This is a genomic window from Nocardioides jiangsuensis (genome assembly GCF_019679455.1).
Taxonomy (GTDB): Bacteria; Actinomycetota; Actinomycetes; order Propionibacteriales; family Nocardioidaceae; genus Nocardioides_C; species Nocardioides_C jiangsuensis.
Window position 1 is genome coordinate 217,991 of sequence record NZ_JAIEZQ010000002.1, and the last position, 13,456, is coordinate 231,446.

Annotated in this window: 14 protein-coding genes and 1 riboswitch; of the genes, 8 read left to right on the forward strand and 6 right to left on the reverse strand. The window is 71.9% G+C overall.

What is annotated here, in order from left to right:
* Positions 1–55: 55 nt before the first annotated feature.
* The 5 genes from K1X13_RS09520 to K1X13_RS09540 all read right to left on the reverse strand — a co-directional run bounded on the left by K1X13_RS09520 (position 56) and on the right by K1X13_RS09540 (position 5,766).
* The gene (locus K1X13_RS09520) at positions 56–949 is read right to left on the reverse strand and encodes an SGNH/GDSL hydrolase family protein (protein WP_221024859.1); all 894 of its coding nucleotides are present in this window, start codon (positions 947–949) and stop codon (positions 56–58) included.
* Positions 946–1,725 (reverse strand): ABC transporter permease, encoded by a 780-nt coding sequence (locus tag K1X13_RS09525; RefSeq protein WP_308249476.1) that lies wholly within the window; start codon positions 1,723–1,725, stop codon positions 946–948. Before K1X13_RS09525 ends, K1X13_RS09520 begins: the two co-directional genes overlap by 4 nt.
* The gene (locus K1X13_RS09530; RefSeq protein ID WP_221024860.1) at positions 1,722–3,146 is read right to left on the reverse strand and encodes an alpha/beta fold hydrolase; all 1,425 of its coding nucleotides are present in this window, start codon (positions 3,144–3,146) and stop codon (positions 1,722–1,724) included. Before K1X13_RS09530 ends, K1X13_RS09525 begins: the two co-directional genes overlap by 4 nt.
* A gap of 90 nt (positions 3,147–3,236) precedes the next feature.
* The gene (locus K1X13_RS09535) at positions 3,237–4,688 is read right to left on the reverse strand and encodes an alpha,alpha-trehalose-phosphate synthase (UDP-forming) (RefSeq protein ID WP_221024861.1); all 1,452 of its coding nucleotides are present in this window, start codon (positions 4,686–4,688) and stop codon (positions 3,237–3,239) included.
* 10 nt (positions 4,689–4,698) lie between these two features.
* A complete protein-coding gene (locus K1X13_RS09540; protein WP_308249477.1) occupies positions 4,699–5,766 on the reverse strand; it encodes a Gfo/Idh/MocA family protein in 1,068 nt (355 codons plus the stop codon).
* A gap of 84 nt (positions 5,767–5,850) precedes the next feature.
* Here K1X13_RS09540 and napA point away from each other — a divergent pair, with 84 nt between their 5' ends.
* From napA to otsB, 3 genes are all read left to right on the forward strand, one after another.
* Positions 5,851–6,222, forward strand: coding sequence for a nucleoid-associated protein NapA (gene napA / locus K1X13_RS09545; RefSeq protein ID WP_504739195.1), 372 nt, complete (start codon positions 5,851–5,853; stop codon positions 6,220–6,222).
* Position 6,223: 1 nt separating this feature from the next.
* Entirely contained in the window at positions 6,224–6,778 is a 555-nt protein-coding gene (locus K1X13_RS09550) for a LytR C-terminal domain-containing protein (protein WP_221024864.1), read from the forward strand.
* Positions 6,779–6,843: 65 nt separating this feature from the next.
* Positions 6,844–7,698, forward strand: a complete 855-nt coding sequence (gene otsB / locus K1X13_RS09555) for a trehalose-phosphatase (RefSeq protein ID WP_221024865.1) — start codon at positions 6,844–6,846, stop codon at positions 7,696–7,698.
* On the opposite strand, the gene K1X13_RS09560 is transcribed toward otsB, so the two are convergent.
* The gene (locus K1X13_RS09560; protein WP_221024866.1) at positions 7,649–8,101 is read right to left on the reverse strand and encodes a hypothetical protein; all 453 of its coding nucleotides are present in this window, start codon (positions 8,099–8,101) and stop codon (positions 7,649–7,651) included. The genes otsB and K1X13_RS09560 overlap by 50 nt on opposite strands.
* Before the next feature lie 81 nt (positions 8,102–8,182).
* Positions 8,183–8,321: riboswitch (SAM riboswitch) on the forward strand.
* Between the two features lie 10 nt (positions 8,322–8,331).
* Between K1X13_RS09560 and thrC the strand changes: the two genes are divergently transcribed.
* The 5 genes from thrC to groL all read left to right on the forward strand — a co-directional run bounded on the left by thrC (position 8,332) and on the right by groL (position 13,407).
* Positions 8,332–9,603 carry a threonine synthase gene (gene thrC, locus K1X13_RS09565; RefSeq protein WP_221024867.1) on the forward strand — a complete coding sequence of 424 codons (1,272 nt, stop codon included), beginning with the start codon at positions 8,332–8,334 and terminating at the stop codon, positions 9,601–9,603.
* A 38-nt stretch (positions 9,604–9,641) separates the two neighbouring features.
* A complete protein-coding gene (locus tag K1X13_RS09570; RefSeq protein ID WP_221024868.1) occupies positions 9,642–9,920 on the forward strand; it encodes a MoaD/ThiS family protein in 279 nt (92 codons plus the stop codon).
* 28 nt (positions 9,921–9,948) lie between these two features.
* On the forward strand, positions 9,949–10,419 hold the full coding sequence (locus K1X13_RS09575) for a PPOX class F420-dependent oxidoreductase (RefSeq protein WP_221024869.1): 471 nt from the start codon (positions 9,949–9,951) through the stop codon (positions 10,417–10,419).
* Between the two features lie 10 nt (positions 10,420–10,429).
* A complete protein-coding gene (locus K1X13_RS09580; RefSeq protein WP_221024870.1) occupies positions 10,430–11,293 on the forward strand; it encodes an ATP-grasp domain-containing protein in 864 nt (287 codons plus the stop codon).
* 485 nt (positions 11,294–11,778) lie between these two features.
* Complete coding sequence (gene groL / locus K1X13_RS09585) at positions 11,779–13,407, forward strand: chaperonin GroEL (protein ID WP_221024871.1); 1,629 nt, start codon at positions 11,779–11,781, stop codon at positions 13,405–13,407.
* Positions 13,408–13,456 lie beyond the last annotated feature (49 nt).

Below are 13,456 nucleotides of genomic sequence, written 5' to 3' on the forward strand. Positions count from 1 at the left end.
CACCCTAGAGGGCGGGCCGGGACCCGCCCGGCACCGGTCCGCGGGACGGCGGCACTCAGGACAGGGTGTCGGCGACCTCGTCGGCGACGGCCTCCATCCCCGCGGCGAACGGGTGGTAGGCGAGCGCGGCCGCCCGGTCGGTACGCCGGCCGTTGACCCACGGGTCCTCGGCGCAGATGTCGTGGCCCTCGGAGGCGGCGTACATGTCCACGAACCCCACGCCGGCCCGGTCCGCGGCGTCGGCGAGCGCGTCGTTGAGCGCGCGGGTCAACCGGTCGCCCCACGCGTAGTCGCCCTCGGCGAACGGGAGCCGGCGCGGGCAGGTGCCGGTCTCGGGGGTGAGCCGCGGGTAGCCCACGACGAGCACCTCCGCCTCCGGCGCCCGGGCCTCGATGCGGCGCAGCGCGGCGACGACCCGGTCGGCGATGTCACCGGTGCGGGCGACCAGGTCGACGCCCTGCGCACGCAGCTGCTCGGCGCACGGCGAGCCCTGCGGGTCCACGGGCCGGAGCCGGCTGCAGGTCTGGACGAGCGTGGAGAACAGTGCGAAGTCGTTGCCGCCGATGCCGAGCGTGACCAGGTCCGTGCCGCGCCGCAGCGCGTCCAGCTGCGGGCGCACCGTCGCGCTGCCCACGGTCTTCTGCCTGCCCGTCAGGTCCCCGGTCGTCGCGCCGCTGCAGCTGACGTCGGTGACCCGGGCGATGTCGAGCCGCTCCGCGAGCAGCGCCGGGTAGTTGCCGTCGGAGCGCAGGCAGCCGTCGGCGAGCGCGGTGGTGGGCACCAGCGGGCCGGCGGTGAACGAGTCGCCCAGGGCGACGTACGACGTGAACGCGGGCTCGTCCGGCACGGGCAACGGCTCGGCGCCGGAGCCGGACGACGTGCAGCCGGCGAGCAGCGCCGCGGCCGCGACGAGCACGGTGAGCCGGGGGAGCCGGCGGACCCGGGTCACCTGGGGTACCTCCCCGCCATGCTGCGGCGCACCACCCGGCCGTGGGCGACCAGCCGCAGCAGCACCGCGGTGGTGATCGCCTGGGCGGCCATCAGCCCGATCAGCACCATGATCTGCGCGGCGCCGGCCTCGAGCGGGGTGCCGCCGCCGAGCAGCACGCCGACGAACGCGCCGGGCAGGGTGACCAGCCCGACCGTCCGGGTCTGGTCCAGGCCCGGCGTCAGCGCCTCCCTGCCGCTCGGCTGGATCACCTCGAAAGCCGCCTCGGGGCTGGGCAGCCCGATCGCGAGGCCGGCCTCGTAGGTGCCGAAGCTCGTCTGCAGCTCGTCGTAGGCGCGCCGCCCGGTCAGGGTGGCCGCGGTCATCGCGCCGCCGATCACGATCCCGGCGGTGGGCACCAGGCCGGCCCCGTTGAACGGCACCACCCCCGAGCCGAGGATCAGCGCGAGGACCGGTACCGCCCCGGCGGCCACCGCGGCGCCGACCATCGGGACCTGTGCCCGGGGTACGTCGATGCGGCCCGAGGAGGTCCAGGTGGCCACGGAGAACATCAGCAGCGCGAAGGCCAGCGACCACCCGATCGAGCCGAGGGCCGCGGTGATCACCAGCGAGACCGCGGCCAGCTGCACGACCGCGCGGGACGCCGCGGTCACGTGGTTGCGCTCCACCCCGAGGCGGCCCAGGCGCGACGCCGTGACCGCGACGGCGACGAGCACACCGAGGACGACCGCGAGCCGCCAGTCCGGGGACGGTGCGGTGGCCGCGGCAGCGGTCACGGGCGAGAGGCCAGCGACCGCGAGGAGGCGGAGCCGTAGCGGCGCGTCGGGTTCGACCCGATCGCGGAGGCGTTCGGCAGCGTGGCCTGCTTGCCCGACCGGCGCGCCGGCGCCTTGTGCGCGGATGCGGTCCGGCCCGCCGGGGTGGTGGCGGCGCTGCGGCTCGTGTGCTGCTGCGCGGCGGCCTTCTTCGCGGGCGCCTTCTTCGCCGGCGTCTTCTTCGCGGTCTGCGCCGCCGACGCGGCCTTGGCGGTCTTGGCGGTCTTGGCCGGCTTCGTGCCCGTGGCGGTCCTCGTGGCCTTGACCGCCTTGGCGGATCTCCCGGCGGCCTTCTTGGGAGCGGGCGCGGCGGGCGCCGTGGCGTGGGTGTCGAGGAACTCGTCGATGATCCGCCAGGTGGTCTGCCGTGCCGCCCGCCCGGTGAGCATGCCGAGGTGGCCGCCGGGGACCACCTCGAAGCGCACCGAGGGCGCCCCGGTCGCCAGGTCCTCGATGGGCCGGATCGAGCGCACCGGCGCGATCCCGTCGCTGCCGCCGGCGAAGACCAGCATCGGCACCGCGATGTCGGCGAGGTCGATGTCGCGGTCGTCCATCCGGACCACGCCGGTGGCGAGCTGGTTGCCCTTGAGGATCCGGTGGTAGAGCTGCCCGAACGTCCGGCCGGGGTAGGCGATCATGTTCGCGGTGAACCGGTCCACGGCCTCGATCTGCGCGAGGAAGTCGGTGTCGTCGAGCTTCGCGGCGATCGCGAGCGGCTTGGTGACCAGCTTGTTGAAGCTCGACAGCTGGAACGCCCGGCGTACCAGCGGCTTCGGGGCGCCGCCCAGCAGCCGGTAGAGCTGGGTGACCAGGCCCCCGCCGTCGGTGATGTTGAGCAGCGGGCGGATCGGCGCGACGAGCGGCACCTGGGTGACGTCGACCGGGGAGCCGACCACGGTGAGCGACGCGATCGGCAGGTCCGGACGGTCCGCAGCGGTGAGCATCGCGAAGATCCCGCCGAGGCTCCAGCCGACCACGTGCACCGGCCGGCCGCCGGCGTGCGCGCTGACCTCCTCGACCGCGGCCGGGATCACCTCGTCGACCCAGTGCTCCATGCCGAGGGCGCGGTTGGCGAAGGAGACCTCGCCGTACTCCACGAGGTAGGTGGGCCGGCCGCCGGTGACCAGGTGCTCGACCAGCGAGCAGCCGCGGCGCAGGTCGAAGCAGAGCGCGGGCGCGGCGAGCGGCGTGACCAGGAGGACCGGGTCGCCCTCCTCCTTCACCCGCTTGCTCGGACGGTAGTGGTAGACCTCCCGCAGCACCCCGTCGTCGATCAGGGTCCGGGGCATCGGTCGGAGATCGGCCAGCCCGCCGTACAACATCTTGTGCGCGACATTGCTGGCTGCTGAGGCGACCTGGTCCGGCTTGGGGATCAGATCCATGACGTGAGGATAGCCACCGACCTCCGAGCCGGTCTGCAGCCCGCGCGCGTGAGATGCCTCGCGTCCGCAGGGTGTTGACGCGGGGGCTGCTCAGGTACGACGGGCGGGGCGGAGCTGCTTGCGGTGCATGGGCTTGGTCTCCGAGAGCACGTCGAGGAAGCTCGAGGCCCAGTCGGACACGTCGTGCTCGTTGATGGTCTTGCGCATCGCCTTCATGCGCTTGTTCAGGCTCTTGGGGTCGGCGTTGATCGCCTCGAGGATGCTCGCCTTCATCCCGTTGATGTCGTAGGGGTTGACCAGGAACGCCTGGCGCAGCTCGTCGGCCGCTCCGGCGAACTCCGAGAGCACGAGCGCGCCCTCGCCGTCGTACCGGCAGGCGACGTACTCCTTGGCGACCAGGTTCATGCCGTCGCGCAGCGGCGTGACCACCATGATGTCCGCGGCCCGGTACAGCGCCGCCATCTCCTCGCGCGGGTAGGAGGTGTGCAGGTAGGAGATCGCCGGACGGCCGATCCGGCCGAGGTCGCCGTTGATCCGGCCGACGAGGCGGTCGATGTCGTCGCGGAGCACCCGGTACTGCTCGACCCGCTCGCGCGACGGGGTGGCCACCTGCACGAACACGGCGTCCTCGACGTCGAGCTCGCCCTCCTCCAGCAGCTCGCCGAACGCGCGCAGCCGGGCGCGGATGCCCTTGGTGTAGTCGAGCCGGTCCACGCCGAGCAGCACCCGCTTGGGGTTGCCGAGCTGCTCGCGGATCTCCTTGGCCCGCTGCTGCACGGGCTCGCTGTGCGCGAGCTCCTCGAGGCCCTTCACGTCGATCGAGATCGGGAACGAGCCGGCCTGCACGGTGCGGCCGTCGGGCAGGTAGACCATGTCGCGGTGCGTCTTGTGGCCGACCCGCTGGCGCACCAGGCGGACGAAGTTCTGGGCCGCACCGGGGCGCTGGAAGCCGACGACGTCCGCGCCGAGGAGGCCCTCGAGCAGCTGGCGCCGCCACGGCAGCTGCTGGAACAGCTCGGCCGGCGGGAACGGGATGTGCAGGAAGAAGCCGATCCGCAGGTCCGGGCGGAGCTCGCGCAGCATCGCCGGCACCAGCTGCAGCTGGTAGTCGTGCACCCACACCATCGCGTTCTCGGCGGCGACGTCGGCGGTCCGCTCGGCGAACCGGCGGTTCACGGTCACGTACGCGTCGAACCACTCGCGGTGGAACTCCGGCTTGGCGACCACGTCGTGGTACAGCGGCCAGAGGGTGGCGTTGGAGAAGCCCTCGTAGAACTCCTCGACCTCGGCCTCGGTCAGGTGCACCGGCACCAGGGACAGGCCGTCCTCGACGAAGGGCTCGAGGTCCTCGTCCGTGCCGCCGGGCCAGCCGATCCAGGCGCCGTCGTTGGCGCGCATCACCGGCTCGAGGGCGGTGACCAGCCCACCGGGGGAGCGGCGCCACTCGATGGAGCCGTCGGGGTTCACGACGCGGTCGACCGGCAGCCGGTTGGCGACGATGACCAGGTCGGCGGTGTGGTTCGGTGCCTCGGATCCACTCACAGGTTCGACCCTAGTCCCTGTCCGCGTGGTAACGGAGACCGATCTCCTCCCGGATCCGGTCCATGAGGCGCATCAGCTCCACGGTCTCGTCGAGCGGCACCAGGGGGCTCTCCAGCTCGCCGTTGCGCAGGCAGCGCATCACCTCGGCCGCCTCGTCGGCGAGCCCGGTCCCGGTGACCTGCTCGGTGATCTCGAAGCTCTCCCCGTCGCTGGTCCAGGTCGCGGACCGGGGGTGGTGGAACGCGTCGCCGAGGTCGAGCCGGCCGGTGTCCGTGGCGACCGAGGCGGTGCGCGGCGACCAGGCGGTCATCGTCGAGGAAAGCGAGGCGACCGCGCCGCTGTCGTAGCCGAGGGAGAGCGAGAGGTTCAGGTCGATCCCGCTCGGCGACAGCGCCGCCACCGCGGCCACCGAGTCCGGGCTGCCGAGGAACAGGTGGGCGAAGGTCAGCGGGTAGACGCCCATGTCGAGGAGCGCGCCGCCGCCGAGCTCGGGGGCGAGCAGCCGGTCGGTCTCCGGCTTGTCGACCAGGAAGCCGAGGTCGGCGCGGACCTGCTGGATCGTCCCGAACGCGCCGCTGTCCGCGAGCTGCTTGAGCCGGCGGACCACCGGGTTGCAGCGCATCCACATGGCCTCCATGAAGAACAGTCCCCGCGCGCGTGCCTCCGCGACGAGCTCCTCGGCGTCGGGGGCGTTCAGGGTCAGCGCCTTCTCGCACAGCACCGGCTTCCCGGCGTCGAAGGCGAGCAGCACGTGCTCCTTGTGCAGGGCGTGGGGCGTGGCGACGTACACCACGTCGACGTCCGGGTCCTCGACCAGCTCGGCGTAAGAGCCGTACGCGCGGGCGGCGCCGAACCGGTCGGCGAACTCCTGGGCGCTCTCGAGCCGCCGGGCGCCGACCGCCGCGATCTCGGCGTCGGGGAGGAGGGCCAGGTTCTCGGCGAAGCCGCGGGCGATCTTGCCGGTGGCGAGGATGCCCCAGCGGACGGGGCGGTCGGCGGGGAGCGGCGCGTTGACCGAGGGACCCGGGGGCACGTCGAGGGCGGGAAGAGGGCCGAAGGGGGTGTCGAGGCTCGTCACGGACGTCATTGTGCCCGGCGCTCCTGAGCGGAAACGGGGCGTCCCGAAAACCTCCCCGGGAAACGCCGCATGCAAATGACATCGTTGTCGTTCGTCGCTTACGATGGGCGTCGACCACGCTACGCATCGCAGTCTCGACACACGCAGGAGCCGTCCATGGACGCCGCGAACGCCCTCAACCAGGGACAGGACGCCCCGCAGCCGAACGAGCTCTCCGAGCGCGACCGGGAGATCCTCAACTTCGAGCGCCAGTGGTGGAAGTACGCCGGGGCCAAGGAGCAGGCGGTCCGCGAGAAGTTCGACATGTCCTCGACGCGCTACTACCAGGTGCTCAACGCGCTCATCGACCGTCCAGAGGCGCTCGCGTTCGACCCGCTGCTGGTGCGTCGCCTGCGTCGCCTGCGCGCCGCCCGCCAGCGCGCCCGCTCGGCCCGCCGCCTCGGCTTCGAGGTCTGAGATGCACCTGCGACGCGGCGCCCGCCGCCACGACGAGCGGGGCATCGCCGTGCCCTCGCCGATCGCCGTGCTGAGCCTGGCCGCGGTCGCGCTCGCCGGGGTCGCCTTCGTCACCACCTCCGGTGACCCGGAGGAGCCGGCGAAGGCCGCCGGCCCGGTCAGCGCGTCGTCGTCGCCGTCCCCGAGCGCCCCGGCGCCCTCCCCGTCGGCGGCCGCCACCACCGCGCCGAAGCAGGTCATCGACAAGCAGAAGCCGAAGAAGCCTAAGGAGCCCGCGGTCCGCCGCGGCCAGGTCTACGTCGAGGTCTACAACAACTCCGGCATCTCCGGGCTGGCCGGCTCCACCGCCTCCCGGATCGCCGGCGCCGGCTGGCAGGTCGTCGGCTCCGACAACTGGTACGGCACCATCCCGGCCAGCACGGTCTACTACCCCGACCGGCTCGAGGAGGAGGCCGAGCTGCTGGCCAAGGACCTCGGCATCGCCCGGCTGAACCCCGCGATCTCCCCGATGCGCTTCGACCGGCTCACGGTCATCCTCACCGCCGACTTCGCCTGACCCGCCGCGTCCTGACGCTGCTGACCCGTCGACCCGTCGCTTCCCGGCTCTGGTTGAGTAGGGCCATGGACTTCCGCACGGCCGAGGGTCGACAGAGGTACGACGCGCTGGTGGCCGACGCCGCGAAGACGGTGGTCGGGCTCGACTTCGACGGGGTGCTCTCGCCGATCGTCGACGACCCCACCCAGGCCTCGATCCACCCCGACGGCCCCGAGGTCCTCGTCGAGCTCGCCGACCAGGTGCGCGGCATCGCCGTCATCACCGGCCGCCCCGCCCGCCAGGCGATCACCCTCGGCAGCCTGGACGAGGTGGGCGTGACCATCGCCGAGCGCGGTCACGAGCTGTTCCTGCTCGGGCAGTACGGCAACGAGCGCTGGTCCTCGGGCACCCGCCGCGTCGTCTCGCCGCGCCCGCCGCGGGGGCTCGGCAGCTTCATGTCGGAGCTGCCGCAGATGCTGCGCCGCCACGACGCGGCCGACGCGTTCGTCGAGGAGAAGGGCCTCGCGGTCGCGGTGCACACCCGCCGGCTGCCGGACCCGCGGGCGGCCTACGACCGGCTGCTGCCGGTGCTCACCGACGCGGCGTCGCGGTTCGGGTTGGGCGTGGAGCCGGGCCGGCTCGTGATCGAGGTGCGCGCCCCCGGCATGCACAAGGGGCAGGCACTCCGCACGATCCACGACGAGCTCGGCGCGCACGGCGTGATCTTCGCCGGCGACGACCTCGGCGACATCGAGGCGTTCCGGGCGGTGGGGGAGCTCCGCGACGAGGGTGCCCCGGCCCTGCTGATCTGCTCCGGGTCCGAGGAGCAGAAGGCGCTCGTCGAGCTCTCCGACATCGTCGTGGACGGGCCGGCCGGGGTGCTGGCGCTGCTCAGGCAGTTCGCCCGCGACGCCGCAGCCGTGCACGCTCCCGCCGACTGACCGTGGCGTAGCCGCCGTCCTCGAGGCCGGCCAGCCTCTCGAACGCGTTGTGCACCCCCGGGTCGCCCCCGCGCAGGTAGGACCAGCCGGCCGCGAGCCCGTAGAGCGGGAGCATCGGCAGGCCCAGGCAGGCGACGTACTGCCAGCTGTGCCGCTCCTCGTGCAGCAGCATCCGCGGCCGCTCCGCCCACCAGCCGGGCTCGTGCCGGGAGACCACCACGTTGCCGACGGTGAACGCCGGCGCGGGGACGCCGAGCCGGAACCCGTGCGCGAGCACCAGTCCTCGCGGCCCGCGGGACAGCCGCGCCCGCCCAGCCGTGGCCACCGCGAGACCCAGAGGCGTGGAGGCGTTGAGCCAGTTCAGCACCAGCTTCACCCGCCACCACGGCACGCCTGTCCTCATGCCGTCATCATGCCGGAACGTCCGGTCTCGGATCCTGGACCTGATGTGCGCATCGTGAGACGCCTGCGTACGCTGATTCTCAGCTCATCGAGAGGGGCAGAGGGAACGGCCCGACGAAGCCCCGGCAACCCGCCACAGCACGCTTGTCCTCCTGACGAACTGCGGTGGTGACGGTGCCAATTCCGTCTCGTGCCGACCGTCGGCGCGGGAAAGATGAGAAGGAGGCCTCCTTGAGCACGTCCACCCTCGCCGCACCCGCCGCCGGACTCCGGGAAGGCGCCTTCGGGAACGCCACCGGCCTGGTCTGCCGCGAGTGCCGCGCCACCCAGCCCCTCGGCCCGTTCTACGCCTGCCAGGAGTGCTTCGGCCCCCTCGAGATCGGCTACGACTTCCCGGCCGTGACCCGCGAGCAGATCGAGGCCGGCCCCAAGAACATCTGGCGCTACCAGCCGCTGCTGCCGGTGCCCGCCGACATCGCCTCGAGCCCGAACATGGAGCCCGGCTTCACCCGGCTGCTCAAGGCGCACAACCTCGGCCGCGAGCTCGGCCTGAAGAACCTCTGGGTCAAGGACGACTCCGGCAACCCGACCCACTCCTTCAAGGACCGGGTCGTCGCGATCGCGCTGTCCGCCGCCCGCGAGCTCGACATGAAGGTCTTCGCCTGCCCCTCGACCGGCAACCTGGCCAACGCCGTCGCCGCCGCCGGTGCCCGGGCCGGGATGAAGACGGTCGTGTTCATCCCGCACGACCTCGAGATCCCCAAGGTCGTGGCGAGCGCGATCTACACCAACTCCCTGGTCGCGGTGCGCGGCAACTACGACGACGTGAACCGGCTCGCCTCCGAGATCGCGGGCGAGGAGGACGGCTGGGCGTTCGTGAACGTCAACGTCCGCCCCTACTACGCCGAGGGCTCCAAGACCCTCGGCTTCGAGGTCGCCGAGCAGCTCGGCTGGCGCCTCCCGCAGCAGGTGGTCATCCCCGTCGCGTCCGGCTCCCAGCTCACCAAGGTCGACAAGGGCTTCCAGGAGCTCGTCTCGCTCGGCCTGGTCGAGGACACGCCGTACAAGATCTTCGGCGCCCAGGCCCACGGCTGCTCGCCGGTCTCGGCCGCCTTCAAGGACGGCCACGACGTCGTACGCCCGGTCAAGCCCGACACCATCGCCAAGTCGCTGGCCATCGGCAACCCCGCGGACGGCCCCTACGTGCTCGACGTCGCCCGGCGCACCGGCGGCGCGATCGAGGACGTCACCGACGAAGAGGTGCGCGACGGCATCCAGCTGCTCGCCCGCACCGAGGGCATCTTCGCCGAGACCGCCGGCGGCGTCACCATCGCGACGCTGAAGAAGCTCGTGGAGACCGGCCAGCTCGACCCCGAGGCCGAGACGGTCGTGTTCAACACCGGCGACGGCCTCAAGACGCTCGACGCCGTGGCGGACCGGGTCGGCCCGGCCGCGACGATCGACCCGAGCTACACCGCGTTCACCGCCATCGGCCTGGTCTGACCGGCCGCCGTCACCCCAGAACCCACGGAGGAACACAGATGAGCGTCAGCGTCCGCATCCCGACGATCCTGCGCACCTACACCGGCGGCGACTCCGAGGTCACCGCCGAGGGCGCCACCCTGTCGGAGGTGCTCGAGAACCTCGACGCGTCCTACCCGGGCATCAAGGGCCGGATCCTCGACGACCAGGGGTCGATCCGCCGGTTCGTCAACGTGTACGTCGGCAACGACGACGTGCGCTTCCTCGAGGCGCTCGACACGACCACGCCCGACGGCGCCCAGGTCTCCGTGATCCCGGCGGTCGCGGGCGGCTGCTGAGCCCCGGCCGGTCGCTAGGCTCGACGGCATGTCTCCCCACATCGCCACTGCCGACCGGGTCGACCGGGACGCCCTCCTCGACTTCGTCCGGCCGCGCCACAAGGGCACCCTGGTCACGCTGCGCAAGGACGGCCGCCCGCAGATGTCGCCGGTCAGCTGCGGGGTGGACGACCAGGGACGCGTCGTCGTGTCGACGTACCCCGAGCGGGCCAAGGCCCGCAACCTTCGCCGCGACCCGCGGGTGTCGGTCCTGGTCCACTCGGACGACTGGAACGACGCCTACGTCCAGCTCGACGGCACGGCCGAGGTGATCGACATGCCCGAGGCCGTGGAGCCGCTGGTCGACTACTACCGCTGCATCGCCGGCGAGCACCCGGACTGGGACGAGTACCGCGCCGCCATGGTGAAGCAGGACAAGTCGCTGATCCGGGTCACCATCGAGCGGTGGGGCCCGATCGCCACCGGAGGCTTCCCGCCGAACCGCGTCGACGCCGGTTAGGGTCGGCCGCATGAGCGACGTCCTCCTGGTCACCTGCGGCGCCCTTCCGGACGGGGAGGACGGCGGCCACCTGCTCGTCGAGGCGCTGCGGGCCCGCGGGCTCGGTGCGACCTGGGTGGCCTGGGACGACCCCGGGGTCGCCTGGTCCTCGGCACGGCTGGTCGCGGTGCGCAGCGCCTGGGACTACGAGCACCAGCGCGACCGCTTCCTGGCCTGGGCGCGGGACGTCGAGGCGACGGTGCCGCTGATGAACAGCGCCGCCGTGCTCGCCTGGAACACCGACAAGCGCTACCTGCTCGACCTCGTCGACGTCGGGCTGCCCGTCGTCCCCACGATCGCGGTCGAGGACGAGGGCGAGCTGCCGCCGGCGATCGCGTCCTTCGAGACCGCCGTGGTGAAGCCGCGGGTCGGCGCCGGCGGGCGCGGCGTCGTCGTCTTCGACGGCGAGCCCGGCGGGCCCGAAGGGCTGGACGAGTCCACGCTCGAGCCCGGCCCGTGGATCGTGCAGCCGCTGGTCGGGTCGGTACGCAGCGAGGGGGAGACCTCGGTCTTCGTCTTCGGCGGCGAGGTCGCCTCGCAGGTCCGGAAGGTCCCCGGCGCCGGGGAGATCCGGGTGCACGAGGAGTTCGGCGGCCGGACCCTCCCGGTCGCGGTCGACGAGGACGCCGCGGCACTGGCGCTGCGGACCGTCGCGGCGGCCGAGAAGGTGCTCGGGGAGCGGCTGCCGTACGCCCGGGTCGACCTGATGCGCCTGGCCGACGGCGAGCTCGCGGTGAGCGAGCTGGAAGTGACCGAGCCCGGCCTCTACCTCGACGTGCTGCCGGGCAACGCGGAGGAGTACGCCGGCGTGCTGGCCGCGGCCCTCGACGCCTGAGCCGGACCGGCCCGGCGGCGACGTGGCGTACGCGCCCCGAACAGACGAGTGGCCGGAGAGCGTCGTCTCGAGGACTCCGCTACTCCGGCCAAAACCCCGTCGCACCCACGAGGTCCATCCAGAGTAGGACCGGGCGTTATGGGGGGTCAATGACTCGCGGAGGGTGGCTGCTTCGGTCTAGACCTCGCCTCGCGCGTGCGTCCGTGGCCCGCTCGGCCGCTCGGGCATCGCGCGGTGCCGCGGGGGATCCCGGGGGCGCCGTTTCGCCTTGCACTCACCCCGGGCGAGTGCTAAGAATTGGTTAGCACTCTCCTCTGGAGAGTGACAGTCCGGACCGGCTCACGGAGGCGGCCCGGACGCTGACAATGGACCGAGAAGGTGAGGTCCCGAGCGCCGGCGGGAAGGGTCTGCCGGTCCGCAGGGGTCGTCCGTCGCGGGCGCCGACCCGGTCATCCAAGACTCACGCGTGAGGAATCGCAGGAGTTATGCCGAAGCTTATTGCTTTCAACGAGGAAGCCCGTCGCGGCCTCGAGCGTGGCATGAACACGCTCGCTGACGCCGTCAAGGTGACGCTCGGGCCCAAGGGCCGCAACGTCGTCCTGGAGAAGAAGTGGGGAGCCCCCACGATCACCAACGATGGCGTGTCCATCGCCAAGGAGATCGAGCTCGAGGACCCGTACGAGAAGATCGGTGCCGAGCTCGTCAAGGAAGTTGCCAAGAAGACCGACGACGTCGCCGGTGACGGCACGACCACCGCGACCGTCCTGGCCCAGGCCATGGTCCGCGAGGGTCTGCGCAACGTCGCCGCGGGTGCGAACCCGATGGCGCTGAAGCGCGGCATCGAGCAGGCCGTCGAGGCCATCTCGGAGCAGCTCCTCGGCATGGCCAAGGACGTCGAGACCAAGGAGCAGATCGCTTCGACGGCCTCGATCTCCGCCGCTGACACCTCGGTCGGCGAGATCATCGCCGAGGCGATGGACAAGGTCGGCAAGGAAGGCGTCATCACCGTCGAGGAGTCGAACACCTTCGGGCTCGACCTCGAGCTCACCGAGGGTATGCGTTTCGACAAGGGCTACATCTCGGCCTACTTCGTCACCGACGCCGAGCGCATGGAGACGGTTCTCGAGGACCCCTACATCCTCATCGCGAACCAGAAGGTCTCCAGCGTCAAGGACATGCTGCCGCTGCTCGAGAAGGTCATGCAGTCCGGCAAGCCGCTGCTCATCCTCGCCGAGGACGTCGACGGCGAGGCCCTGTCCACGCTGGTCGTCAACAAGATCCGCGGCACCTTCAAGTCCGTCGCCGTCAAGGCTCCGGGCTTCGGTGACCGCCGCAAGGCCATGCTGCAGGACATCGCGATCCTGACCGGTGGCCAGGTCATCTCCGAGGAGGTCGGTCTCAAGCTCGAGAACACCGGCATCGAGCTCCTCGGCCAGGCCCGCAAGGTCGTCGTCACCAAGGACGAGACCACCATCGTCGAGGGTGCCGGGGACGCCGACCAGATCGCTGGTCGCGTCAACCAGATCCGCGCCGAGATCGAGAAGAGCGACTCCGACTACGACCGCGAGAAGCTGCAGGAGCGCCTGGCCAAGCTGGCCGGCGGTGTCGCGGTCATCAAGGTCGGCGCGGCCACCGAGGTCGAGCTCAAGGAGCGCAAGCACCGCATCGAGGACGCCGTTCGCAACGCGAAGGCTGCCGTCGAGGAGGGCATCGTCGCCGGTGGTGGCGTCGCTCTCGTCCAGGCCAGCGACAAGGCGTTCGAGAAGCTCGAGCTCTCAGGCGACGAGGCCACGGGTGCGCAGATCGTCCGCAGCGCCAGCGAGGCCCCGCTCAAGCAGATCGCGATCAACGCCGGTCTCGAGGGTGGAGTCGTCGCGGAGAAGGTGCGCAACCTCGAGGCCGGCTTCGGTCTCAACGCTGCCACCGGTGAGTACGTCGACATGGTCGCCGAGGGCATCCTCGACCCGGCCAAGGTGACGCGCTCCGCGCTGCAGAACGCCGCCTCCATCGCGGCGCTGTTCCTCACCACCGAGGCAGTCGTCGCCGACAAGCCGGAGAAGGCCGGGGCAGCGATGCCCGGCGCCGACGGCGGCATGGGCGGCATGGACTTCTGAGTCCAGGCACCATCGGCTTCACCTGAACCACACAGAAGGGCCCCGGCTT

Bases quoted from the DNA above. Each gene is read 5' to 3' on its own strand.
- K1X13_RS09530 (WP_221024860.1), bottom strand. From the start codon at position 3,146: ATGGATCTGATCCCCAAGCCGGACCAGGTCGCCTCAGCAGCCAGCAAT.
- K1X13_RS09550 (WP_221024864.1), top strand. From the start codon at position 6,224: ATGCACCTGCGACGCGGCGCCCGCCGCCACGACGAGCGGGGCATCGCC.
- otsB (WP_221024865.1), top strand. From the start codon at position 6,844: ATGGACTTCCGCACGGCCGAGGGTCGACAGAGGTACGACGCGCTGGTG.
- K1X13_RS09560 (WP_221024866.1), bottom strand. From the start codon at position 8,101: ATGAGGACAGGCGTGCCGTGGTGGCGGGTGAAGCTGGTGCTGAACTGG.
- K1X13_RS09570 (WP_221024868.1), top strand. From the start codon at position 9,642: ATGAGCGTCAGCGTCCGCATCCCGACGATCCTGCGCACCTACACCGGC.
- K1X13_RS09575 (WP_221024869.1), top strand. From the start codon at position 9,949: ATGTCTCCCCACATCGCCACTGCCGACCGGGTCGACCGGGACGCCCTC.
- K1X13_RS09580 (WP_221024870.1), top strand. From the start codon at position 10,430: ATGAGCGACGTCCTCCTGGTCACCTGCGGCGCCCTTCCGGACGGGGAG.
- groL (WP_221024871.1), top strand. From the start codon at position 11,779: ATGCCGAAGCTTATTGCTTTCAACGAGGAAGCCCGTCGCGGCCTCGAG.